The organism is Kocuria palustris (assembly GCF_016907795.1).
GTDB lineage: Bacteria > Actinomycetota > Actinomycetes > Actinomycetales > Micrococcaceae > Kocuria > Kocuria palustris.
This window is the reverse complement of record NZ_JAFBCR010000001.1, coordinates 1,323,504-1,347,283: the sequence shown is the minus strand read 5'-3', so window position 1 is coordinate 1,347,283 and position 23,780 is coordinate 1,323,504. Positions and strand designations below refer to the sequence as shown.

Annotated in this window: 20 protein-coding genes, 1 tRNA gene and 1 other RNA gene; 7 read left to right on the top strand and 15 right to left on the bottom strand. The window is 70.8% G+C overall.

Features of this window, described 5'->3' with window-relative positions; genetic code table 11:
- Positions 1-95: 95 nt before the first annotated feature.
- A complete protein-coding gene (locus JOE55_RS05930) occupies positions 96-752 on the bottom strand; it encodes a response regulator transcription factor (protein ID WP_053447964.1) in 657 nt (218 codons plus the stop codon).
- Positions 749-2,524 carry a sensor histidine kinase gene (locus JOE55_RS05925; RefSeq protein WP_239546456.1) on the bottom strand — a complete coding sequence of 592 codons (1,776 nt, stop codon included), beginning with the start codon at positions 2,522-2,524 and terminating at the stop codon, positions 749-751. The genes JOE55_RS05930 and JOE55_RS05925 overlap by 4 nt, the downstream gene beginning before the upstream one ends.
- 194 nt (positions 2,525-2,718) lie before the next feature.
- On the opposite strand from JOE55_RS05925, the gene JOE55_RS05920 reads away from it, so the two are divergent.
- Both JOE55_RS05920 and JOE55_RS05915 read left to right on the top strand, forming a co-directional pair.
- Positions 2,719-4,128 (top strand): citrate:proton symporter, encoded by a 1,410-nt coding sequence (locus JOE55_RS05920; protein WP_204782297.1) that lies wholly within the window; start codon positions 2,719-2,721, stop codon positions 4,126-4,128.
- A gap of 124 nt (positions 4,129-4,252) precedes the next feature.
- Positions 4,253-4,720 (top strand): universal stress protein, encoded by a 468-nt coding sequence (locus tag JOE55_RS05915; protein WP_053447962.1) that lies wholly within the window; start codon positions 4,253-4,255, stop codon positions 4,718-4,720.
- Positions 4,721-4,724: 4 nt separating this feature from the next.
- Here JOE55_RS05915 and JOE55_RS05910 read toward each other — a convergent pair whose 3' ends face one another.
- From JOE55_RS05910 to ffs, 6 genes are all read right to left on the bottom strand, one after another.
- Positions 4,725-5,081 (bottom strand): Rieske 2Fe-2S domain-containing protein, encoded by a 357-nt coding sequence (locus JOE55_RS05910; protein ID WP_204782296.1) that lies wholly within the window; start codon positions 5,079-5,081, stop codon positions 4,725-4,727.
- Positions 5,078-6,109 carry a 3-methyladenine DNA glycosylase gene (locus JOE55_RS05905; RefSeq protein WP_204782295.1) on the bottom strand — a complete coding sequence of 344 codons (1,032 nt, stop codon included), beginning with the start codon at positions 6,107-6,109 and terminating at the stop codon, positions 5,078-5,080. Before JOE55_RS05905 ends, JOE55_RS05910 begins: the two co-directional genes overlap by 4 nt.
- A gap of 52 nt (positions 6,110-6,161) precedes the next feature.
- Complete coding sequence (locus tag JOE55_RS05900; RefSeq protein WP_006213964.1) at positions 6,162-7,454, bottom strand: aspartate kinase; 1,293 nt, start codon at positions 7,452-7,454, stop codon at positions 6,162-6,164.
- Positions 7,455-7,535: 81 nt separating this feature from the next.
- Positions 7,536-8,132: a recombination mediator RecR gene (recR, locus tag JOE55_RS05895; protein WP_006213963.1), complete on the bottom strand. Its 597-nt coding sequence runs from the start codon at positions 8,130-8,132 to the stop codon at positions 7,536-7,538.
- 60 nt (positions 8,133-8,192) lie between these two features.
- The gene (locus JOE55_RS13305) at positions 8,193-11,798 is read right to left on the bottom strand and encodes a DNA polymerase III subunit gamma and tau (RefSeq protein WP_204782294.1); all 3,606 of its coding nucleotides are present in this window, start codon (positions 11,796-11,798) and stop codon (positions 8,193-8,195) included.
- Positions 11,799-11,882: 84 nt separating this feature from the next.
- Positions 11,883-11,979, bottom strand: an RNA gene (ffs, locus tag JOE55_RS05885) — signal recognition particle sRNA small type.
- Between the two features lie 130 nt (positions 11,980-12,109).
- Here ffs and JOE55_RS05880 point away from each other — a divergent pair.
- From JOE55_RS05880 to JOE55_RS05865, 4 genes are all read left to right on the top strand, one after another.
- A tRNA-Ser gene (locus tag JOE55_RS05880) sits at positions 12,110-12,194 on the top strand.
- A gap of 197 nt (positions 12,195-12,391) precedes the next feature.
- Positions 12,392-14,290: an LTA synthase family protein gene (locus JOE55_RS05875; RefSeq protein ID WP_204782293.1), complete on the top strand. Its 1,899-nt coding sequence runs from the start codon at positions 12,392-12,394 to the stop codon at positions 14,288-14,290.
- 185 nt (positions 14,291-14,475) lie between these two features.
- The gene (locus JOE55_RS05870) at positions 14,476-15,975 is read left to right on the top strand and encodes a hypothetical protein (protein ID WP_204782292.1); all 1,500 of its coding nucleotides are present in this window, start codon (positions 14,476-14,478) and stop codon (positions 15,973-15,975) included.
- 323 nt (positions 15,976-16,298) lie between these two features.
- Positions 16,299-16,748, top strand: a complete 450-nt coding sequence (locus JOE55_RS05865) for a hypothetical protein (RefSeq protein WP_204782291.1) — start codon at positions 16,299-16,301, stop codon at positions 16,746-16,748.
- Between the two features lie 28 nt (positions 16,749-16,776).
- Here JOE55_RS05865 and JOE55_RS05860 read toward each other — a convergent pair whose 3' ends face one another.
- The 4 genes from JOE55_RS05860 to JOE55_RS05845 all read right to left on the bottom strand — a co-directional run bounded on the left by JOE55_RS05860 (position 16,777) and on the right by JOE55_RS05845 (position 19,929).
- Complete coding sequence (locus tag JOE55_RS05860; RefSeq protein WP_006213958.1) at positions 16,777-17,445, bottom strand: TetR/AcrR family transcriptional regulator; 669 nt, start codon at positions 17,443-17,445, stop codon at positions 16,777-16,779.
- A gap of 140 nt (positions 17,446-17,585) precedes the next feature.
- Complete coding sequence (locus JOE55_RS05855; RefSeq protein WP_006213957.1) at positions 17,586-18,119, bottom strand: type 1 glutamine amidotransferase domain-containing protein; 534 nt, start codon at positions 18,117-18,119, stop codon at positions 17,586-17,588.
- A gap of 272 nt (positions 18,120-18,391) precedes the next feature.
- Positions 18,392-18,802, bottom strand: coding sequence for a hypothetical protein (locus JOE55_RS05850; protein WP_204782290.1), 411 nt, complete (start codon positions 18,800-18,802; stop codon positions 18,392-18,394).
- Positions 18,803-19,095: 293 nt separating this feature from the next.
- Positions 19,096-19,929 (bottom strand): hydroxymethylpyrimidine/phosphomethylpyrimidine kinase, encoded by an 834-nt coding sequence (locus JOE55_RS05845; protein ID WP_024289716.1) that lies wholly within the window; start codon positions 19,927-19,929, stop codon positions 19,096-19,098.
- A gap of 240 nt (positions 19,930-20,169) precedes the next feature.
- On the opposite strand from JOE55_RS05845, the gene JOE55_RS05840 reads away from it, so the two are divergent.
- On the top strand, positions 20,170-20,871 hold the full coding sequence (locus JOE55_RS05840) for a queuosine precursor transporter (protein ID WP_006213953.1): 702 nt from the start codon (positions 20,170-20,172) through the stop codon (positions 20,869-20,871).
- A gap of 145 nt (positions 20,872-21,016) precedes the next feature.
- Here the strand turns inward: JOE55_RS05840 and JOE55_RS05835 are convergent, their stop codons facing one another.
- The 3 genes from JOE55_RS05835 to tgt are packed head-to-tail and all read right to left on the bottom strand — an operon-like array spanning position 21,017 to position 23,692.
- A complete protein-coding gene (locus JOE55_RS05835) occupies positions 21,017-21,814 on the bottom strand; it encodes an MBL fold metallo-hydrolase (RefSeq protein ID WP_204782289.1) in 798 nt (265 codons plus the stop codon).
- Positions 21,814-22,320, bottom strand: a complete 507-nt coding sequence (locus tag JOE55_RS05830; RefSeq protein WP_006213951.1) for an SRPBCC family protein — start codon at positions 22,318-22,320, stop codon at positions 21,814-21,816. Before JOE55_RS05830 ends, JOE55_RS05835 begins: the two co-directional genes overlap by 1 nt.
- A gap of 49 nt (positions 22,321-22,369) precedes the next feature.
- Positions 22,370-23,692 carry a tRNA guanosine(34) transglycosylase Tgt gene (gene tgt, locus JOE55_RS05825; protein WP_204782288.1) on the bottom strand — a complete coding sequence of 441 codons (1,323 nt, stop codon included), beginning with the start codon at positions 23,690-23,692 and terminating at the stop codon, positions 22,370-22,372.
- Positions 23,693-23,780 lie beyond the last annotated feature (88 nt).

Genomic DNA, 23,780 nt, shown 5'->3' with positions numbered 1-23,780 from the left:
CGCACGGGGGCGGCGCGACGACGGCTGCCGGAACGCTTCCGAGTCTATCCGCGCTGCGCGGACGGGGCGCACGGCGGCGACCGGCGCCTCTCGGCTCAGGCGGGGGCGGCGTAGAGGTGCTCGGGGCGCCCCGCGCTGCCGTAGCGCAGCGACACCGTGACCATGTCCTGCTCGGCCAGCCTGACCAGGTGGCGCTGAGCCGTGGCCCGAGAGACCCCGATCGCCTCGCCCACCTGCACGGCGGGCAGGGGCCCCTGGGCGCGCTGCAGCGCCTCCAGGATGCGGGCGGACGTGCCGCCGGCCCGGCTCTCCGGGGAGGCGCCCGCGCCCCCGGCGTCGTAGAACCCGCGCAGGGCCCGGTCCAGCCCGGCCTGCGAGAGGCGCTCCTGCTCCCACACCCGGCGCAGACGGGCGTAGCGGCGCAGCAGGCTCGTGAGCTGCTCGGGATCGAACGGCTTGAACAGGCAGGTCAGGGCGCCCGCCGACAGCGCCGCGCGGACCACCTGGGCATCCGTCACCGCGGTGAGCAGGGCGGCATCCACCGAGGTCTCCCGGATCAGCTGGGTCCCGGTGCCGTCGGGCAGGACCTCGTCCGCCAGCAGCAGGTCCACGCCGCCGGCGGCGAGCACCTTCCGGGCGCTGCGCAGATCGCGCACCGGCTCGAGCGCGCGGAACCCGGGGGTCTGCTCGACGTACCGGCAGTGCAGCCGCCCGACGTAGACGTCGTCATCGAGGACCAGGACATCGATCATGGCTGCTCTCCTGTGCTGGTCGATCGGCTCTCGGACTCGCCCGCCGACGGACGCAGCACGCCCGGCAGCAGCAGCCCGAAGGCGGCTCCGCCGAGCTCCGCGTCGCGGGCGGCGGCGACCCACAGCTCCCCGCCGCGGCGCCGGGCGGCCCGGCGGCACAGGGCCAGGCCGATGCCGTGGCCGTGGGCCTCGTCCGGCTCCTGTGCTCCGGCCCCGGGGTCTGCGGGGGCGGGTTCCTGTGCCCCCGGGCGGCCGGTGACCCCTTCGGCGAACAGGATGCCGGTGTCCGCCGCCGCGTCCAGGCCCGGGCCCGAGTCGGCGACGGTCGCGTGGAGGTCCTGACCCGCGCTGAGCAGGTGGACCTCGACGATGCCCTGCAGCTGCTCGGGGAGGTCCTCGGCGGCGGTCGTGGAGCGCGGAGCGTCCACCACGGCCCGCACGGCGTTGTCGATGAGGTTGCCCAGGATCATCGTGACATCCTCCGGCTCGGCCAGCGGGCTGAGCACGAGCGACTCCGGCGAGACCCGCAGCAGGACGCCGGCCTCCGCGCTGAGCGTCCCCTTGGCCTCCAGCAGCGCTCGCAGGTAGGGGTCCTCGAGGGCCTCGATGCCCTCGACCGGGGCGGCGATCGGCCCGGAGCGCAGGATGCGGCGCAGGTAGTCGCCGGCCTCCTCGCCGGCCCCCGTGCCCACCAGCCCCAGCACGGTGTGCAGGCGATTGGCGAACTCGTGACGCTGGGTCCGCAGCGCCTGGGCCATGGCCGTGACCGACTCCAGCTGCCGGCCCATGGTGAGGATCTGCGTCTCGTCCTGCAGCGTCACCACGGCCCCCATCTCCACCGCTCCGCGGCGCACGGGCACCGTGGTGATCAGCAGGATGCGATCGCCCACGCGGTGCCGCCCGCGCACGGGGCTCAGATCCCCGGCATGGGCGGCGTCGATGGCCCGATGCGCGCCCCGGGCGATCGGCTCGGGGACCGGCCCGTCCTGCTCCGCCCACCCGAGCATGCTGCGAGCACGCGCATTGGACAGCGTCACGGCCCCGGAGGGCGAGAAGCCGAGCACGCCGTCGTCGAGCCCCTGGAGCACGGCCTCCTGGTGGCGGGCCATGTCCGCGAGCTCCTCGGGGCCCACGCCCAGGGTCGCCCGCTCGAGCCGCCGCACCAGCGCCAGGGAGACCGCAGCGCCGATGCCCAGGGCCGCAGCGGCCACGAGTCCCGCCGCGAGGATCTCGCGGCGGATGTCGGCGCCCTGCACCGAGGAGCTGATCCCCACGGAGACCAGGCCGACCACGCTGCCGTCGTCCTCGCTCGAGTAGACCGGCACCTTGGCACGCACCGTGGAGCCGAGCGTGCCCGTCTGCTGGTACACGTCCTCCTCGCCGGCCAGCGCGCGATCGGGGGAGGTGGACAGGTGCTGGCCGATCTCGGCGGGGTCCGGATGGGAGAGGCGGGTTCCGTGGATGTCGGCGACCACCACGAACTCGACCTGGGCGCGGCGGCGCACCTGCTCGGCCTGGGCCTGCACGGGGCCCTCGCGCAGCACCTCGACGTCCAGACGGTCCTGGGCGGAGGCCTTCGTGACCTCCTGGCGCAGCTGGGGGTCCTCGGCCAGGGTGCGCGCTGTGGACAGCGCATGCGTGGCATTGGTCTGGGCCACGGCGCGCGACCCCGGCCAGGCCGAGGTGGTCGCGGACAGCGCCAGGACCAGCACGATCACGCCCAGCTGCGAGACGAGCACCCGTCGCGCGAAGGATCGGGGCTGTCGCGGCATGGGCCCAGCGTAGTGCGCAGCACACCTGTGAGCACAATGCGCAGAAGGCGGGCAATGAGAAGAACGCGGTCTGTGCGCACAACCGCGCCAGGTCGCCGCGGCGATCCCTACGGTGCAACGAGCATCACATCCGACCCCACTGGGTCGGGCCGCACCGAGCGCTGCGCAGCACGCCAGCAGAAGGAGGAGCCCCGGTGACCGTCATCCTCGGCTTCGCCATGATCGTCGTCTTCATGACGCTGATCATGACCAAGAAGCTCTCGCCCATCCTGGCGCTGATCCTGGTCCCCACGATCTTCGGCCTCTTCGCCGGAGCGGGCCTGGGCATCGGCGACATGGTCATGGAGGCCATCGCCTCGATGTCCTCCACGGCGGCGCTGCTGCTGTTCGCCATCATCTACTTCGGCATCATGATCGACGTGGGCCTGTTCGACCGGCTCGTGGACGTCATCCTGCGGCTGGCCGGCCATGACCCGCTGCGCGTGGTCATGGGCACGGCCCTGCTCACCGGCGCGGTCTCCCTGGACGGCGACGGCTCCACGACGTTCATCGTGGTGACCGCTGCCATGCTGCCGATCTACCGCCGGCTCGAGATGTCGCCGGTGGTGCTGACCTGCGTGGCCGGCCTGATCAACGGCACGCTGAACATCGTGCCGTGGGGCGGGCCGACCGCCCGTGCGGCCTCGGCGCTGCAGCTGGACCCCAACGAGATCTTCGCGCCCATGGTCCCGTCGCTGATCGTCGGCCTGCTGCTGGCGCTGGGCTTCGCCTGGTTCATGGGGCTCTCCGAGCGGCGCCGCCTCACCGCCGCCGGCGTGCAGTGGGCCCGCGGGGCCGGCGGCTCGGTCGCCTCCGCCTCCGCCGGGTCGACGGGCGGTCCGGCCACCCGCGCCCTCGTCATCAACCAGACGAGCGAGGAGCCCCAGGCAAGCTCGACCGGCACGTCGCTGGCGGAGACCGCCCTGGACCCGAACCGCCCCACGCTGCGTCCGCACCTGCTGTGGTTCAACCTGGCGTTGACCGTCGTGATCATGGTCCTGCTGGTGATCGACATCCTGCCCCTGGCCTACCTGTTCATGCTCGGCACCGTCGTGGCCCTGATGGTCAACTTCCGCACGGTGCGCGAGCAGCACGAGGAGCTGGCCTCGCATGCGTCGTCGGTCATCACCGTGGTCGCCATGGTCATGGCCGCCGGCGTGCTGACCGGCGTCATGAGCGGCACCGGCATGGTCGATGACATGGCGCAGTGGCTCGTGGACGTCATCCCCGCCTCCTGGGGGCCGTACCTGGCGGGCATCACGGGAGTGCTGTCGATCCCCATGACGTTCTTCATGAGCAACGACGCCTTCTACTACGGCATCCTCCCGGTGCTCACCGAGACCGCCTCGCACTACGGCATCTCCTCGGCCGACATGGGGCGGGCCTCCATCACGGGCCAGCCCGTGCACCTGCAGTCCCCGCTCGTCCCGGCCATCCTGCTGCTGGTCTCCCTGGCAGGCGTGGAGCTGGGCGATCACCACAAGAAGGTGCTGTGGCGGGCTCTGTGCGTCTCGCTGGCGATGCTCGCGGTGGGCATCCTCGTGGGCGTCATCGCCTTCGGCTGAGCCGCAGCATGGCTCCGGGGCCGCCGCCCGGCCCGAGTCCCATGCTGCGCCCGAGCCCGTGCGGGTCTCGGACGCAGCGTCCTCGCAGGCCCTTCAGACACATCGCACGAACAGGAGCAGGACCATGGCAGATCTCTACTCGCGCAGCGCACCGGATGCGCCGCAGCCCTCGCTGAGAGTGTCCTCCTCCGAGGGCATCGACCGGGCCGAGCGCACGGTCGTGCTGGCTCACCGGTCGGACTCCTCCCCGGCGGTCCTGCAGGCGGGCATCGATGCCGCGCAGCATCTGGGGGCCGCGCTGCGAGTGGTGCACTACGCCCACGACATGACGGCGGGGCCGACTGCCGAGCCGGAGATGATCCAGCGCATCAAGGAGCTCTCCCGCCCGATCCTGGAGGCTGGGATCGAGTTCGAGATCCAGCGCGCCGGCGACGGCGTGGCCGATCAGGTGCTCGAGCTCGCTGAGGACCACGCCGCCGCGCTGATCGTGCTGGCGGTGCGGCGCCGCTCGCCGCTGATGAAGCTCTTCCTGGGCTCGAGCGCCCAGCGCATCCTGCTCGAGGCCTCCTGCCCGGTGCTGACGCTGCGCTGAGCGCTCAGCCTCCGGAGGGGTCCTCGATCTCGATCCAGCCCTCGACCAGCTGGTGCGGCACCCGCCGCAGGTCCTTGGCCGGATCCGGAGGGGCCTGCCGCCCGAGAGCCAGGGCCAGGCGGGATCCCTCGAACGTGCCGTCGGGGGAGAAGACCCAGTAGTGATTGGGGCACTCGAAGCTCTCGGCCCGGCCCGAGGCGGCGCGGCAGACGGTCGCGCCCTGGTGCGGGCAGAAGTTGTGCAGGACGTGCAGCCCCTGATCGTCGCGCGCCACGAGCAGCGCTGCGCCGCCGGCGCGCAGGGTCACGAAGTCCCCGGGCCGCGCCACGGCGGAGGCCTCGAGCAGGCGGATCGTGGTCATGCGAGCTCTCCCGGGGCGGCGGGCCCGGGACCGCCGGGTGCGTCGGCGCGGTGCGTGCTGGGGCCCTGCGCCTGCGGAGCCGGCAGCTGCTCGCGTGCCGCCAGCAGCCAGGAGGTGGTCTCCAGGAGGCGCTCCCGCAGCGGGGCCGCGCGCTGGGCGAAGGAGCGCTGACGGCGCACGTACTCCGCCTTGCCCTCCGGGGTCTCCACGGCGACCACGCCGTAGCCCCATTCCGAGAGGTCGTACGGGGAGGCCTCCATGTCCGTGGCCCGGACCTCCAGCGCGAGCTCGAAGCAGTCGGCGATCAGCTCGGAGGCCACCGCTGGGGCCAGCTTGTACGCCCACTTGTAGAGGTCCATGGTCGCGTGCAGGCAGCCGGGCTGCTCCAGGTCCCGCTGGGTCTCGCGGGTGGGCTGCAGCTCGTTGAGCGGGGCGGCCTCCGGGGCGAAGAAGCGGAAGGCGTCGATGTGGGTGCACCGCAGCCGTTCGGCCTGCACCACGGCGTCGGTGCCCTCCGCGCCCAGTCGCAGCGGCAGCTGCTCGTGGCGCACTCCGTGCACGCGGGCGTTGTAGGCCATGGCCCATTCATGCATCCCGAAGCACCCGAACTGCCCGGCTCTCGAGGCCGTGCGCCGCACGAGCATGTCCACGAACTCGACCGCGCGTCCGCGCGATTCCAGGAATGCGGCGACGTCGACGGTCGCAGCACCGTCGTCGGCGCTCAGGCCGAGGGCCTCGGCCTCCGTCACGGTCACGGTGCGCCAGTAGCGCTGCTCGGCCATCTCCGCGGCGTCCAGCAGCACGACGCCCGGGCCAGGATGCCAGCGCTCCAGGCGGCCGGGGGAGTGCGAGTAGTAGGTGAACAGGAAGTCGTCCACCGGGTGCTTGAGCTGCTGGCTGCGGCGCTCGCGGAAAGGCTCCGTCCAGGGGCTGACCCGCTGCAGGTGAGCGGCCTGTCGGGCGTGCCACTGCTGGGGCTCGAGCACCTCCACGGCGCCCAGCATCCGGCTACGGGAATCAGCGGGCATTCTGGTCCCCGGGGTGCGAGGGCCCGTCGCGGTCACTGCGCAGATGCTGGGCTCAGCGCCCGGTACCGCCGTAGACGGCGGCGTCCTGCTGGGAGTCCAGGCCGAAGGCCGAGTGGACGGCGCGCACGGCCTCGTCCAGGCGGTCGGCGGCGGTCACCACGGAGATCCGCACCTCGGAGGTGGAGATCATGTCGATGTTGATGTCGTGCTCGGCCAGGGCGTCGAAGAAGGTGAAGGACACTCCCGGGTTGGACTTCATGCCCGCCCCGACCAGGGAGAGCTTGCCGACCTGGTCGTTGTACTCGAGGCTCGCGTAGCCGATCTTCTCCTCGGCCGCGCGCAGCATGGACATGGCCAGATCGCCCTGGGTCTCCGGGATCGTCACGGAGAGGTCCGTGGTCTTCTCGTCCGAGACGGAGACGTTCTGCACGATCATGTCGACGTTGACCTTGGCGTCGGCCAGGAGCCGGAAGATGCCGGAGGCGATCCCGGGGCGGTCGGGGACGCCGACGACGGTGATCTTGGCCTGGGTGCGGTCGTGGGCGATTCCTGCGATCAGCGGCTGTTCCAAGGGGATCTCCTGGGTGTGCACAGAGACGGTGGTGTCGTCAGGGCTGGGGATGACCCAGGTGCCCTCGTGGTGGGTGAAGGATGAGCGGACGTGCAGCTTCACGCCGAAGCGGCGGGCGTACTCGACGCAGCGCAGGTGCAGGATCTTGGCGCCGTTGGCCGCCATCTCCAGCATCTCCTCGGAGGAGATCTCCTCGAGCTTGTGCGCCTTGGGTGCGATGCGCGGATCCGCGGTGAAGACGCCGTCCACGTCCGAGTAGATCTCGCAGACGTCGGCGTCGAGCGCGGCCGCCAGGGCCACGGCCGTGGTGTCCGAGCCGCCGCGGCCCAGCGTGGTGATGTCCTTGGTGGCCCGGTGCACGCCCTGGAAGCCGGCGACGATCGCGATGTTGCCCTGGTCCAGGGACTCGCGGATGCGCTCGGGATTGACCTCCACGAGCGAGGCCGCCCCGTGGTCGCCGTCCGTGATCATGCCGGCCTGCGAGCCCGTGAAGGACTGGGCCGGTGCGCCGTAGGCGCTCACCGCCATGGCCAGCAGGGACATGGAGATCCGCTCGCCGGAGGTCAGGAGCATGTCCATCTCACGGGCGGGCGGCTTGGGCGCCACCTCGTTGGCCAGGTCGATCAGCTCGTCGGTGGTGTCGCCCATGGCGGAGACCACCACGACGACGTCGTTGCCGGCATCTCGGGTCTCCACCACGCGACGTGCCACTCGACGGATGCTGGCCGCGTCTGCGACCGACGATCCGCCGAACTTCTGCACGATCAGGCTCATATGTTCTCGCACCCCCGGCTGGTTCTGGCTGCTTGTCTGCCGAGGCTCCTCGGCGGCATTCGTCCCAGTCTATCGGCCAGCTCAGCTGACCGCGGTACGGCCCTCGAACGCCCGGCCCAGCGTGACCTCGTCGGCGTACTCCAGGTCTCCGCCCACGGGCAGCCCCGAGGCCAGGCGGGTCACCGTGATGCCCAGGGTCCGCAGCATGCGCGCCAGGTAGGTGGCGGTCGCCTCGCCCTCGAGGTTCGGGTCGGTGGCCAGGACGATCTCCTGGACGGTCTCGTCCGAGAGCCGGGTCATGAGCTCGCGGATCCGCAGCTGATCAGGGCCGACGCCGCCGATCGGATTGATGGAGCCGCCGAGCACGTGGTACAGCCCGCGGAACGCTCGGGTGCGCTCGATGGCCATGACGTCCTTGGACTCCTCGACCACGCAGATGACGGTGCGGTCGCGACGCGGATCGCGGCAGATGCTGCACTGCTCCTGCTCGGAGACGTTGCCGCAGGTCTCGCAGTGCTGGACCCGCTCCTTGACCGCGATCAGGGCATCGGCCAGCGACTGGACGTCCGAGCGCTCGGCATCGAGCAGGAAGAAGGCGATGCGCTGGGCGGACTTGGGGCCCACACCGGGCAGGCGACCGAGCTCATCGATCAGGTCCTGGACTGCGCCTTCGTACACGGATCACTCATTTCGACGGTTTCGATGGGGCGGGTGCGCTCCAGGAGGGACGACGGAAGCTCAGATGCCGCTCTGATGCGGGATCTCCTCCAGCAGCCGCCCGCCGAGGATGCGCTCGATCAGCGCCCGCGTGCTCTGGTCCGTGTTCTCCACGGCCTCGTCGTCCTCGCTGGGCGAGAACGTCGCCTCCGAGTCTAGGTCCGGGGCCGACGACGCAGCCCGGCTCGGCTCGGCGCTGCGCTCAGCGGCGGCGAAATGTGCCGCGTGGCGCTCCCGGAAGCTCTGCTTGCGCGGCGCAGCGGGCGCTGCCGATCCCGATGAAGGCGCTGCGGCTCCGCCTGCTGCGGTGCCCGAGGGAGCGGACGCCGAGCGTGCTCCTGCAGAGGGGCGCCACTGCTCCGGCGGGGCATCCTCCTGGGGCGGCTGCTGCGGGGACTGCTCCTCCGATGGAAGGTCCTGCGGCGGCTGCTCCGAGACGGGCTCTGCGGAGTGGCCCGGGGTCTGTGCCGGTGTGCGGAAGGACCCGGGGCGGGCGGAGTCCTGCTGGGAGGTCGGCTCGCCCGGCTCGACGGACGGCGAGAGCGTCTGCGCTGCCGGTCCGCCGGAGGTGTGCTGCGGATCCGTGTCCGCGCCGTGCCCCGCGCCGGAGCCGGCCGCCGCGCGCGACGGTGCCCCGCGGTAGCCGGGGTCCTCGAAGGGCGGCTCCTCCTCGGGGGGAGCCTCATCCGGCCAGGGGATGTCGTCGTACGGACTGGCGGGCACGATCGGATCCGGCGACGGGTCCTCGCCGCGCCGACGCTGAGCCGACCTCTGTGGCTGCCGCCGGGGTGCAGCCTGGTCCCGGTTCTCGGCCGGCTGGTGGGGAGGGGCCTGTTCGCGCGGTGCTGCCTGCTCCCGGGCCGCTGGCGGCGGCTGGGAGGCTGACGGCTCCTGGGGGTCCTGCGAGGGCGGGGACGGCTCGACGGATTCCGCCCACGCGGCGCGGACGTCCTGCGTGGACAGCGGTGCGCTCTCGGGCTCCGGCCGAGTCTGCTCCGGGGACTGCGCCGACGGCGGGGCTGAGGCCGCCTCCTGCGACGCCTCAGAGGCCGAGTCCTGGCGGGTGCTCTCCTCCGGTGCGGCCGGTGTCGGGGCAGCTCCCGTGGGAGCCGGATCTGCCGGGGCCTCGGGAACATCGGGTGCGGTGCCCTGGGCGGGGGCATCGGGTCCGGCAGGGGCGGCCTCCACCGGATCCGAGGTGGGGATCGACGCCACAGCCCAGGTCGTCACCTCGGCGGAGTCGTCCTGCTGAGGGGCCGACTGCTCGGCCTCCTCCTGAGGGGCCTCGTCCTGCGGGGTCAGGCTGCCGGGCTGCCGTCGGGGTTCAGCGCGCTGAGACGGCTGCTCGCGCTGGGGCGGTCGCTGACCCTGGGCGGGGAACGGCCGAGGGCCGGTCGCCCGGCCCCCGTCATGCTGCGCTTCCTCCCGGTCATCGCTGGGTCTGCCCCGCGGCTCGCCGCCGTGCTGTGCCGGAGCGCTTCGTCCCGAGCCGCGCTGCTCGGGGCCCTGCTGCCCGGACTCGGTCTGCGCGTTCGCGCTCGGGCGGCCCGGACCACCGGGCCCGTTCGAGCTCGGTCCGCCGGGTCCTGCGCCGCGGGGCCCGGCGGAGCCCGGAGCGCCGGGGGCGGATCCGCCCGGACCGGCAGTGCTGGGGCCGCCGCCGCCCGGCCCGCTCGAGCCGGACCCCTGCGGAGCTGCGCCTCGAGGTCCGCCGGAGTCATGCCGGGTCCCCCCTCCGGGACCGACGGCCTCCACGCGGCAGGTCACGCCGATGACCTGCTGGATCGCCTGGACCAGGTTCGGCTCGAAGCGCGGGAAGTTCTTGCGGTCGCCCTCGGCATCGAACATCAGCTGCAGGACGGAGCCGTCGAAGGCGATGGGGGTTCCGCGCATGGTGGTCATCCACGAGACGCGATGGATCTCCGCCAGGGCCGAGATGATCTCGGTCCAGGAGCTGCGGATCATGTCGATCTCGCCGCCGCTGGCGGGGCCGCGGGAGGCGGACTCATCCGCGTGCGGCGGACGCTGAGGCGTCTGATCCGGGGCGCCGGCAGGCTGCTGGGGAGCCTGTGGCTGCGCCTCGGCGCGCCGTGGCCCCGACTGCTGAGACCCTGACAGCTGCGACACCGACTGGGGGCCATCCTGCGCGGGCGCAGAGTTCCCCGAGGATCCGGACGACTCGCCGCGAGTCTCCGGCTGGCGACCGCGGAACTTCCCGAAGCCGCCTTCGGCCGCAGCGAGCGGATCCGATTCCTGCACCTCGGGCTGGGCCGGGGCAGGAGCCTCGGAGGCAGTGTCATGCTCCCCTGCGGGGGTGGAGCCGCTGTGCGCGTCGGTGTCATCGGCAGCGGGCTGGACGGGCCGGGGCGGCTCGGGCTGAGGAGCCGGTGCCTGCTGCGGGGCGCCGGAGGAGGCCTGCTCCTGCGGCACATCCACCAGGGGCCCGGTGGGAGCGCCGGTGCGCCCGATGTTCAGGCGTCGCTCGAGGCGATCCACGCGCACGCCGACTCCGCGGGTGGTGTTCTCCGCCGAGGGCAGCAGCAGCCGGGCGCACAGCAGCTCCAGGTGCAGCTGCGGGGAGGTGGCCCCCACCATCTCGGTCAGCGCCTCGTTGGTGATGTCCGCGCAGCGCGAGAGCTCCGAGGCGCCCATCTGATGTGCCTGATTGCGCAGGCGGGCGATCTGGTCCTCCGGGGTCCCGTGGAGGATGTTGCCCGCGTTCTCCGGCACGGCGTCCACGATCACGAGGTCGCGGAAGCGCTCGAGCAGATCCTCCACGAACCGCCGCGGATCCTGTCCTGTCTGGATCACGCGGTCGACGGCGCGGAACACCGTGGCGGCGTCGCCGGAGGCGAAGGCGTCGACGACGTCGTCGAGAAGGGCCCCATGGGTGTAGCCGAGCAGCGAGCTGGCCAGGTCGTAGCTGATCTGATCCTGGTCGGTGCCGGCCATGAGCTGATCCAGCACGGAGAGGGAGTCGCGCACGGAGCCGCCGCCGGCGCGGACCACCATGGCCTGCACGCCGGGCTCCACGCCCACGCCCTCCTGCTCGCACAGGGCGCTGAGGTACTCCATGAGCGGCTCGGGCGGGACCAGGCGGAACGGGTAGTGGTGCGTGCGGGAGCGGATGGTCGGCAGGACCTTGTTCGGCTCCGTGGTGGCGAAGATGAACTTGATGTGCTCCGGCGGCTCCTCGACGATCTTCAGCAGCGCGTTGAAGCCGTCGCGCGTGACCATGTGGGCCTCGTCGATGATGAAGATCTTGTACCGGTCCCGGACCGGGGCGAACGTGGCGCGCTCGCGCAGCTGGCGGGCGTCGTCCACGCCGCCGTGGGAGGCGGCGTCCATCTCGATGACGTCCAGGGAGCCGGCGCCCTCGCGGGCCAGATCGCGGCAGGACTCGCACTGCCCGCAGGGCGTGGGCGTGGGGCCCTGAGCGCAGTTGAGGCAGCGCGCCAGGATGCGCGCCGAGGTGGTCTTGCCGCAGCCTCTCGGACCGGAGAACAGGTAGGCGTGGTTCACCTTGTTCTTGCGCAGCGCGGTCATCAGCGGCTCGGTCACATGGGACTGACCGATGACGTCCTCGAACGTCTCAGGGCGGTAGCGGCGGTACAGGGCGGTCGTCACACGGACACTGTAGCGACGGGCTCCGACGTCCTGAGCGGCGGAGTCGGTGCGGTGGATGACTGAGTTCCGGGTGCGATCCGGGCATGAGAAGACCCCTCGTGCACCCGTCAGAGCTCAAGTGCCCTTGCTGCCTTCCGGCCCTGGGGGAGTTCCTCAAGATGACGCCGCACGAGGGGCTGTCGAAGAGTGTATCGGACCGGTGCGGGCGCTGTGAAACCCTGCCTCCCCTCCCGAGGATTTCCGCCGTCGGGTGCGCATGGTCTACGATGGTCCCTGCATGTTCGCGCCCTGCGGTGCGACCGTGCAGCCGAGGAGGATTCGCCTAGCGGCCTATGGCGCACGCCTGGAACGCGTGTTGGGTTAACGCCCTCGGGGGTTCAAATCCCCCATCCTCCGCCGACGGGAAGCCCCTTCGATCAGCACAAGCGCTGATCGAAGGGGCTTTTTCTTCATGCTCGATTCCAGCCGGGCTGACCGCCAGGCCCTGAGCTGCCGAGAAAGCATGTGCGAACGCTCAGATGTGATCCACGCCGTCATCGGGTGTGACGAATCCGGTGAAGATGAACGGAGTCTTTACAGATACCGTGTCCTGCATGAACAGCACGACACCCCCCGAAGGCGCCCCCGCCCCCCGCCCTCGCTGGACCGGGATCGTCGGCGGAGCGGTCGTGATGCTCGTGCTGTCGGCGATCTGCGCGTTCATGCTGCAGAGCTCGGCGCGTGTGGAGGACGACACCTTCGGGCACCTCGTGGAGCTGACGTCGCCGTTCGACGTCCTGGTGATCTTCGTGCTGATGTCCTTCGTCTGGCTGCTGATCGGACGGTTCTGGTGGTCGGTCGGCATCGTCACCGCGGCCCTGGCGATCCTGGCGGTGGCCAGCAAGCAGAAGCTGATGATCCGACAGGAGCCCGTGTTCCCCAGCGACATGGAGTTCGTGGGACAAGCGGGCTTCCTGCTGTCGATGGTCACGGGCCGGATGATCGCGGCGGTGGTGATCGGGCTCCTCGTGCTGGTCCTGGTGATCGTCGTGATCGGGAAGCTGATGTCCCGGTGGTTCCCGCGCCCGCGCCTGCGCCGCGCGGAAGGCGGAGTCCACAAGCGCTACCTGGGGCTGCGCATCCTGGGAGTGATCGTGACCGGTGCCCTGCTGATCCACACGGTGAGCTTCAATTCCGACTCCAACATGTGGCGTGCGCTCTACGACACGAATGGAGAGGACTGGGGCAACTCGAGCCAGCTGTACAACTACCGCGTCCACGGCTTCGTGGGCGGGTTCCTCTACAACATGCCGACCGAACCCATGGATGAGCCCGAGGGCTACGACGAGGCCGCCATGTCCGATCTCGCCGAGCGCTACGAGGGCCGTGCGGAGCAGATCAACGCCGACCGCGACGGCTCGCTGGAGGACACCAACGTGGTGGTCATCCTCTCCGAGTCGTTCTCCGATCCCACGCGCATGGACGGCGTGGAGCTCGACGAGGATCCGATCCCGCAGACCCGCGAGACCATGGAGGAGACCCTGTCCGGGACCATGTACTCCAACTCCTACGGCGGCGGCACCTCCACCATGGAGTTCGAGTCGATGACCGGTGAGCCCGTCGGCCTGTTCCGACAGCAGGCGAACTCGCCGTACCAGAACTTCGTCAGCGATCTGGACGGATACCCGTCGGCTGCGGGCGCCTTCGAGGAGATGGGCCACGTCTCCGTGGCGATCCACCCCTACAACCTGCACATGTACAAGCGCCCGGCGGTCTACGAGAACTTCGGCTTCGACCGGGTAATCAACGAGGACAATATCCAGGAAGACGACCACCTGGGGCGCAGCCCGTACATCAGCGATGCCTCGGCCTTCGACGAGGTGCTCCACCAGATGGACACCACCGACGAGCCCGTGTTCACGAACCTGGTGACCATGCAGAACCACGGTCCGTACTTCGACTTCTACGACGACCCGATCGGAGTCGAGGTCGCCGACGGCTCGGACACCGGTCAGCTCAGCCAGTACGCCCGCGGCCTGCACAACACCGACGACGCAATGGCCGAGTTCCTGCAGCAGCTGCGCGAGGGTGACGAGGAGACGATCGTGGTCTTCTACGGCGATCACCTGCCCGGCGTCTACTCGGATGAGCTGCGCGCGCAGAACGACCCGGAGACCAGCCTGCAGACCCCGTACTACGTGTGGAACAGCGAGACGGATCAGACCTCCGAGGGCACCGTGACCACTCCGGCCATGTTCCTGCCCAAGATCTACGAGGTCGCCGACGCTCCCGTCACGCCCTACCTGGCACTGCTCGACGACGTGAACGGGTCCATGCCGGTGATCCAGCGCGAGCGCATGCTGGATCCGCAGGGCGAGGAGCTGGATCCCGAGAACCTGGACGAGACGCGGGCGGATCTGCTCCAGGACCTGAAGCTCGTGCAGTACGACTTCTCGATCGGCGAGAGGTACGTGGTGGATGAGATGTGGCCGGGGGCAGTCCAGCGGCAGTGAGGGGCCGTCCCGGCGGCGGATGATTCGGCATCGGGGTGGGGCCACTTCGGGTCACATCGCAGCCGGGTGGAGTGAGGGGCCTGTTTCCCCTGGTCAGAGGCTTGTAGGGTCCGTCGGGGCTCTGTCCAGCCCATTCCCAGCCACTGGCCAGCGTCCCTGCCCGGACGCGGAAGGGGACCTCTCCCATGCCCACGAACCGATCTCGCGCCCGCCATCGGGCCGCACCTCGAAACCGTCCGCTGCTCCCGGGGGCGCGCAGACTCGCAGCGCTCGCCGCGGCGGCGAGCGTGGCCGTGACCGGCGCGATCGTCGCCGCCCCGGCTGCCACAGCCCAGACCGTCCGCACCGGAGACACCTCCGGGCCCGGCAAGGTCGCCTACCTGCACGGCAATCAGCAGTCCCAGATCATGTGCCGCGGCGGCGCCCTCGTAGGCGCGGTCGACTCCGTCGTGGTGGACCCGATCACCGCCTCCGGCAACCTCCCTGCCGGCTCCTGCAACCTGGCCGACATGCGCGCGGCCAATCCCGGGGTGAAGTTCTACGCCTACCTGGACATCGGCGGCATCTCAGACGCCTCGTCGTGGACTCGGGATCCGTTCCACAGCACCTGCGTGTCCCTGAACCGCGACGGCGCGAACTACACGGTGCGGCCCAACAACTCGCGGGTCGCCGTGGACTCCAATGGCCGCGCGGTCTATCCCGGGTTCTCCCACCTGCGCATCGCGAGCCTCTCGAGCTCCTACAACGCCTCGTGCGCCGACCGGGCCGCGGACATCGTGACCACAGACTCCGTGCGCGGCACCACCGGCGCCGCTCCCACGCAGTTCGACGGGGTCTTCCTGGATGACATGGCGATGTCTCCGGCCCAGGGCCAGAACATGCGCGACATCGGAACGTGGGGCCCGTGGGGCTCCGACGACGGCTACGGCCAGGCGATGCTGCGCACCGTGGCGGCGATCGACGACGAGGTCGCCCGTCGCGACGGCGGCGCCAAGATCGCAGGCAACCTCGGGGTCTACGCGGACTACCCGAACCAGCAGGCGCTGGCCAAGCAGCTCGGCTCATCGCGGGATCTGGACTGGATCTTCCGGGAGTCCACCATCGGCGGCGCGAACGGCTCGTCCATGGGCGCCTGGCACGTGACCCAGCAGAACGGCGCCCTGATGGGGCAGGTCGCGGCCCTGGGCACGCCCGTGGTGATGCACAACTTCGCGGTCAACGCCACGACGACTCCTGCAGCCAGCGGGGGCGTCGGGGGAAGCTGCCTGCTCGACTCCACACCGAACGCCGGCGCGCTGCAGGCCGCGGTGGACACCCGACGGGCTCGCGACATGTCGATGGTCCTGGCGACCACGCTGATGTCGCGCACGGGCCCCGGCCAGCTGCAGACGGCCGTCGCCGAGGCGCAGACGACCTGCCGAGAGACCCGGGATTCCGGCAAGCAGTTCCGGGAGAGCATCTTCTGGTACTCCCTCGACGAGGACCGCTCGGAGACCGCCGATCTGCGCTATGCCGTGAACTGGAAGGGCCTGTATGCCGTGGGCGACACACAATTTGCCTACGACCGGCACGTGCACTCCCGCAAGCTCAACGACGGCCGCTGGGTGCGGATCAACTTCCTGAACTACGGCGTCACGGTCAATGGGCACTACATCCCGCCGCGCACCGGTGTGCTGACGCGCTGAGCCGCGTCGTCCGTCCACGGCCTGAGCCGGCCTTCTGGCGGCAGATCCCGGTCCTGGGCATCGAACTCGGTGCCCAGGACCGGGATCTGCTGCTGTTCGGGAACTGATCGGGCTTCGCCGCAGGCCTCCAAGCGGCGGTGCTGCGCTCGCAGCCTCCCGTGAGTCGGGGCCTCGTGAAGAGCCGAGGCGACGGGAGACGAGCAGAGGGAACGGCGAGCGCTTTGGAGTAGAAGTCACTGGTCAGCGGAAAGCTGGACAGCCTGGATCTGCAGCTGCGGCTGCCTCACGACGGGGATGTCGTGGTGAGGAGGGGAGCTTCTGGCATGCCCTCCGTCGTGGTCGCCTCGCCCGCGCTGGCAGACGGGTGCCAGCTCGTGGGGCACATCCAGGCAGAGGCCCGAGGTGGCGTGCCTCCTCCCGAGCTCGGCTACTTCCTGGGGATCTCCGTCCCGGCCGACGACAAGAACTTCCCGGAGCCCTCGGAGGTGCAGACCGCCCCGGAGTGGGTCGCCCACCTGAAGCGCCTCTATCACGGGGTGCTGAAGGGCCGTGATCAGCGGCTGCTGGTGAGCACCAGCCGCCCGAATCCCGGAAGGACCGAGCTCGGCGCGCGGAAGCTGCCGCTGGCTGAGAAGTTCCTGCCAGATGACCAGCAGTGGCTGGCCAAGGGCTATACGGATGGCTGGGGCCTGGGCATCCGCTCGCAGAAGCGCGAACTGGACCGCGCCGAGGACCTGGCGGCGCCCTTCGTCAGGATCCTGAGCGAGTGGTAACCGGGTCGAGACCGTCCAGGTGGGCTGATCAGCCGGCCAGGCTCAGAGCGGGGGCCGGCTCGCTCAGGCGGACGGGGGAGCCCTCGTCGTCAAAGCGGGCACCCAGCCCGCGCAGGATGAAGGTGACCGTGGCGCGGACGTGGCGCTCGTGGGCGGCGCGGTCCTCCTCCGAGTTGGCCTCCCGGTCGGCCGTGGAGGCCAGGGAGCCGTGGACCAGGCGGCCCATCTCCGGGAGGTCGCCGTCCGGCAGCCAGCCGTCGGCGACGGCCTCGCGGAGGATGTCGATGAGCACGAGTCGCAGCGAGCCCACGTGGGCGCCGAGCTTCTGGAAGTCCTCCGGGGAGAGCACCGTGCGCATGGCCGGCCCCGGGGGGATGTGACGGCGCGAGAGGTCGTCGAGCTGGGCGCGGACGTACACGCCGAGCTTGTCCACGGGATTCTCGACCAGGGCGAGCTCGGCGTGCAGCTCGCGCATGAAGCGATCGGTCTCGTCCATGGTGAAGGCGATGAGCAGCTCGCCCATGTCCGCGAAGTAGTTGTAGACGGCCGTGCGGCCGATGCCGGCGTTGCGGGCCACATGGGTCATGGTGAGCCCGGTCAGGCCCTGCTGGTACAGCAGCTGGCCGAAGGACTCGAGGATGGCGTGCTTGGTGTGCTCGCGCTGCTCGGCGTTGGTGGCCGCTTGGATCTTGGGCATGCTGACACCTTACTACCAGATGTCGCCAAAAGATCCCTGAGTGAGGCGAGACTTACTTGGAATCTCCTGGGCATGAGCTGACAGCGAGGCGCCCCGCCTGCTCCGAGCGGAGCGGGCGGGGCGCGGTACTGCGCGAAGGCTCAGGACAGGGCCTGGGCGATCTCGCGGTTGAAGGCCTCCAGGTCGCCGGGATCGCGCGAGGTGATCAGGTTGCCGTCGACGACGACCTCCTCGTCGACCCAGTCGGCCCCGGCGTTCTTGAGGTCCACCTCGGTGGATGCGAACGAGGTCAGGCGGCGGCCCTTGGCCAGGCCCGCCTGGGCCAGGATCCACGGGGCGTGGCAGATCGCGGCCACGGGCTTGTCCGCGGCGAAGAACGCCTTGACCAGCTCCACCGAGTCCTCGTCCAGACGGAGGGCGTCGGCGTTGAGGGTGCCGCCGGGCAGCACCAGCATGTCGAAGTCCTCGACCCGCGCCTGGCCGACCGGGAGGTCGACGTCGAAGGTGTCGGCGTGGTCCCAGTCGCCCTGCATGGCCTGGAGGGTGCCCTCCGAGGGCGAGATGAGCGTGGTGGTCGCACCGGCCTCGTCGAGGGCCTGGCGGGGGCTGGTCAGCTCGACCTGCTCCACGCCGCGAGTCAGCAGGAAGGCCACCTTCTTATCGGAGACTGCCATGTCGTGCTCCTCTCATTCAGGTTCGTGTGCGGCGACGGATTCTTCCGTGCCGCGTCATCTCCCATAACCCGCAGTCTGCGGAGCGTATTCCTTGTGAGAAGTGCCGGGCTGCATCGTCTCGGCAGTGGGCGGCTGTTCGGGCCGGGCTGCGGGCAGGAGGCTCACGGCCGCCAGCGCGATCACCCCGGAGATCAGCTTGTCCGCCACGGAGGTGAAGGGGTTGCCCGTCAGCGCTGCACCGAGGGTCGGCAGGCCTCGGGCCGGGGAGCGCGTCATCCCCAGCGGCGGGCGCCGTATCCCCAGACCAGTGCGCCCGCGATGTTCACCGGCATGAGGGCCAGTGACGTCTCCGGGCCCACGAGCATGATCGGCACGACCCATCGGCGGCGCACCTGCGGGCTGCTGGGTGCCGCAGCAGGCGGAGTCTGCGCAGCGGAGGCCTGCTCCGAGTTCTCGTCGGACGACAGCGGGGAGGTGGCCTGCTCTGGGCCTGAATCGGCGGCGGCAGGGACCTCTGGCGGCGGGGCCAGCTGCTGGGTCTCGCTGCTCGGCGGCAGCTCGGACTCCTGGCGGGGTCGTGCCCTCCGGGCCCGACGAGCCCACGCGGCACCCTGGTGCTCATCCTCTTCCAGGGCCGCGGCGATCTCCCCGACCAGCGACGCGTCCAGCCGGGTGCGGCCCATGCGGAAGGCGTCGTACGCGGTCGTGCGCGCGACTCGGGCGGACGACGTCGTCGATCGACTCGCGAGGCGCGGGGCCGGTTGTCGGATCCATTGCGCCTCCTCGCCTCGATCTGCGTCCGCCGTCCAGGACCTTCTGATCCTCAGTCGGGTTCGCATCGGAATTCCGGAGCTCATGACCCCGCGGAAGTGTCCGGGAGCTGCTCGGAGGCGAAAGCCGGCCCCGCACTGCATCGACTGCAGTGCGGGGACGCGATCGTCATATGTCCTGAATGGAATGTGTGGGGCGCTGCTGCTCAGGCGCGCTCGGCGGCCAGCCCGCCCTGCCACAGGGAGTCGAACGGGGCGTGGGAGCTCACGCGCTGGCGGATGCCGGCCGAGACGAACTCCTTGGCGGCCTGGGCCGCCTCCAGCGGGGACACGCCCTTGGCCAGCTCGGCGGTGATCGCCGCGGCCAGGGTGCAGCCGGCTCCGGCGACGGCGACGTCGCCGACCTTCGGCGAGGACAGGACCTCGGTCGTGGTGCCGTCGTAGAACACGTCCACGGCGTCCGGACCCTCCAGGCGCACGCCGCCCTTGGCGAGCACGGCGGCCCCGGAACGCTCGTGGATGCGCTTGGCGGCCTCCTCCAGCTGCTCGACGGTCGTGATGTCGTCCATTCCGGACAGCGAGATCGACTCGAAGTGGTTGGGCGTCACGAACGTGGCCTTCGGCAGGATCTGGGCGGTCAGCGCCTTGTCCGTGTCGAGTGCGGCACCGGGCTCCTGGCCCTTGCAGATCAGCACCGGGTCCAGGACCAGGTGCGGGGTCTTCAGGGACTCGAGGGCCTGGGCGACGACGTCGATGGTCTGCGGCGAGCCGAGCATGCCGATCTTGACGGCGCTGAGGTCGTAGGCCGAGGAGGCGGCGTCGAGCTGATCGGCGATCACCTGCGGATCCACCGGGGAGAAGCGGTGGCTCCAGTCGTTGCTGGGGTCGAAGGATACGATGCAGGTCAGCGCCAGCGAGCCGAAGACGCCGAGCTCCTGGAAGGTCTTGAGATCCGCCTGGGCGCCGGCGCCGCCGGTGGCCTCGTTGCCGGCGATCGTGAGCGCGAACGGGGGAGTCTGAGCAGCGGGTGCAGAAGTCATGGCTCGATTCTGCTCCTGCTGGGCGGGTGGCACCAACATGGCCGTCGTGGGCGGTCATCGCGGCCTGTATCCTGGCGCGGTCGAGACGGTTCGACGCGCTGGGTGGCAGGCAGCGCGTCCGTCGGACCTGCGCAGCCCCAGGCTCCTGCAGATCGTGCCGCGCTCGGATCCACGCGCGACGGAGACGGCATCAGCCCGCTCCGCTCGGCGCTGACCACCCCTCCCCAGGAGCCCTGCCGCATGACCAGCGACCCCCGCACGCCGTCGTCGTCCCCGATGACCGCGGCCCAGTACGCCCGCCGCCCCCGCAGCCTGTTCGACCTGTTCGTGGCCGCGACCGCCGTGATCCTGGTGCTGTCCAACATCGGCGCCACCAAGGGCGTGCAGATCGGCCCCATCATCACCGACGGCGGCTTCTTCCTCTTCCCGCTGGCCTACGTGGTGGGCGATGTGGTCTCCGAGGTCTGGGGCTTCCGCGCAGCGCGGCGCTCCACGCTGATGGCCTTCGCCGCCGGCGCCTTCGCGAGCCTGTGCTTCTGGATCATCATCGCGCTGCCGGCCGCACCGTTCTACGAGGGCCAGGAGGCCTTCGCGCAGACCCTGGGCCCGGTGCCGCTGATCGTCCTGGCCTCCCTGCTGGGCTTCCTGGTGGGGCAGCTGCTCAACGCGTACGTGCTGGTCAAGGTCAAGCAGCGCACCCGGGAGCGGCACCTGTGGGCGCGGCTGATGGCCTCCACGCTGGTCGGCGAGCTCGTGGACACGATCATCTTCTGCGCGATCGCCGCCCCCGTGATCGGCATCGAGACGCCGGGGCAGTTCCTGAACTACGTGCTCGTCGGCTACGTCTGGAAGTGCCTGATCGAGGTCGTCATGCTCCCGGTCACCTACGCCGTGGTGGCGCGCGTCAAGAAGATCGAGGACTACGGCGCCGTGACCGCCTGAGGCCTGCTGGCTCCTCGCTGTGCCTTCCGGAATCGAGTGGCCTCTGAGGGTGCGTCTGATGCGCTGAGCGCACACGCAGACGCCACTCGATGGCCACGGCGGCTCGCCATCACACGCAGAGGCCGCTCGACGACGACGGCGGGGTTCAGTCCCGCTGCAGATGCGCCAGCTGAGCCTCGATCGAGCGGCGGGCCGCGGGGCGGACCTGGGCGGGGACCTCCGGGTAGATGCGCTCGGCGGTCTCGGCGGCGGAGACCCCCTGGGCTGTCGCGCCCATGGACTCGAGGGCTGCGCGGACCTCGTCCAGGCGCTCCAGCCGATGGTCGCGCAGCTCCCGGCAGGTCTTGGCCAGATCCGGCAGCGGCTCACCATGGGCGGGAAGACCCATGCCACCGACGGCCTCGAGCCGATCGAGCGAGGCCAGGTAGTCGCCCAGCGTGCCGTCCGGGTGGTCGATCATGGTCGTGCCGCGGCCCAGGACGGTGTCGCCGGTGAGGATGGGGGCGATCGCGGCACCATCGGTCAGCGCGGCGTCGTCGAGGATCCGGAAGCTCAGGGAGTCGGAGGTGTGCCCCGGCGTGGCCAGCACCTCGATCGAGACCCCGGCGGCGGTGAGGCGCTCGCCGTCGCGCAGCGGCTGCCCATGGCGGCAGTGCTCCGGCAGCGCGGCCCGCACGGGCGCTGCGGTCAGCTCGCGCAGGGAATCGATCGCCTCGGTGTGATCATTGTGGCGGTGCGTGATCAGCACCAGCTCCACGGGCCCCGCCGCGGCGAGAGCCTGCACGTGCTCCGGCAGGTCGGGGCCGGGATCCACCACGACGACGCCGTCGGAGCCCGGCGCGCGCAGCAGCAGGCTGTTCGTGCCTTCGAGCGTCATGGGCCCGGGGTTCTCGGCGCGCAGCACGGAGACCAGGCGGGTCAGCCGACGGATCTGAGGGCTCATCAGGACTCCCGGGAATCCAGCAGCGCGCGCAGTCGATCGAGCGAGGAGTCCCAGGCGCCCTTGGCGGTCGCGTGGACCTCCTTCGGCAGCGGCCCCTGCAGCAGCTCGATCCGGGTCCCGCCGTCGACGGGCACGAGCTCGATGCGCAGCAGGATCAGATGCTCGGTGGGCTCGCCATCGGGCCCCGGCAGCGCCTCCTGGATCTCGAGCATCTCCTCCGGCACGATCGCCGCGTGCCGGCCGTGGGAGGGGGCGCCCATCTGGGGGTCGTCGTCCATGACCATGGCGAAGCGGCGGATGCCGCCCGGCCGCGGATCCAGCTCGAGGGACTCGGGGTGGACGCTCCAGCCCTGCGGCCCGTACCAGTGCGGCAGCAGCTCGGGGTCCATGAGGGCCTGGTAGATCCGCGACGACGGGTGCGGCAGGACCCTATGCAGGCGCCAGCGCTGCTCGGCGGGGACGCGATCCAGGTCGGAGCTGGGGCGGTCGCTGGGGTTCTCGGTCATCTGTGCCTCCTTGTGGCTCACGTGCTCGGGTCGCAGGCGTGGGCGCGGCTCACGGGTGGTCGCCGCTGTAGTAGTCGGCCAGGGTCGCGTCCCGGTAGGCCAGGTACGACCCGTCCTCCATCGCCTCGCGGGCGCGGTCCACCAGGCGGACGGTGAACCTCTCATTGTGGATCGAGGCCAGCGTGGCCGCCACCCGCTCCTTGGCCTTGAACAGGTGGTGGATGTAGGCACGGGTGTAGTGCGCGCAGGTGTAGCAGTCGCAGTCCTCGTCGATCGGGTGGAAGTCCCGCTTGAAGCGCGCCGCCGGCAGGTTGAACCGGCCCTTGGGGTGATAGCAGGCCCCGGTGCGGGCCACGCGGGTGGGCGAGACGCAGTCGAACGTGTCCGCCCCGGCCTCCAGCGCCACGAAGATGTCGTCCGGCTCGGAGATCCCCAGCAGGTGGCGCGGCCGGTCCTCGGGCAGCTCCTCGGCGCACCAGCCCACGATCGTGCCGAGGTTCTTCTTCTCCAGGGCCCCGCCGATGCCGTAGCCGTCGAAGTCCATGGCTCCCAGGTCGCGGCTGGCCTGTCGGCGCAGGTCCTCGTATTGGGCGCCCTGGATCACGCCGAACAGCGCCTGGTACGGCCGGTGCTGCCGGGCCCGGGTGAGACGGTCGTGCTCCTCGAGGCAGCGCAGCGCCCACAGCCGGGTCCGCTCCAGGGCGCGCTCCTGGTAGCCGCGGGAGTTGTGCAGGGTGGTCAGCTCGTCGAAGGCGAACATGATGTCCGCGCCGATCCCGTGCTGGACCTGCATGGAGACCTCAGGGGTGAACCGGTGCTTGTCTCCGTTGAGGTGCGAGATGAACGTGACGCCGTCGTCGTCCACGTTCGCCAGGCGCTCCTTGCCCTCGGCCACGTCGTCATCGCCCACGGGGCCCTTGGGGGAGGGGCCGTCCATGTCGATCACCTTCTTGAACCCGGAGCCCAGGGACATGACCTGGAAGCCGCCGGAGTCGGTGAAGGTGGGGCCGTCCCAGTTCATGAAGCGGCCGAGCCCGCCGGCCTCGTCGAGCAGATCGTGACCGGGGCGCAGGTACAGGTGGTAGGCATTGGCCAGCAGTGCCTGCGCGCCGAGCTCCTTCATGGCCTCCGGCAGCACGGCCTTGACGGTCGCGGCGGTGGCCACGGGGATGAAGGCGGGCGTGCGGATGGTGCCGTGCGGTGTCGTGATCTCCCCGGTGCGGCCCAGCCACGGGGGCTCGGGGTCGCCGTGCGGATCGGTCCGCGGGGGCTGGGCGACGGTCTCGGTCAGCCGAGTGCGCACCCGGAAGGAGAAGCTGTCCCGCCCGGAGAGCGGGTGGGGCTTGGGCGCGGGGGTCTGCTCGGAGTCCATCCGTCCATTGTCCCCGATGCAGCGGCCCGAGCCGGTCCGCCCGGGGCGGGGCTAGCATCGACTGCGGCCCTCGAGCCTCATCGCATCC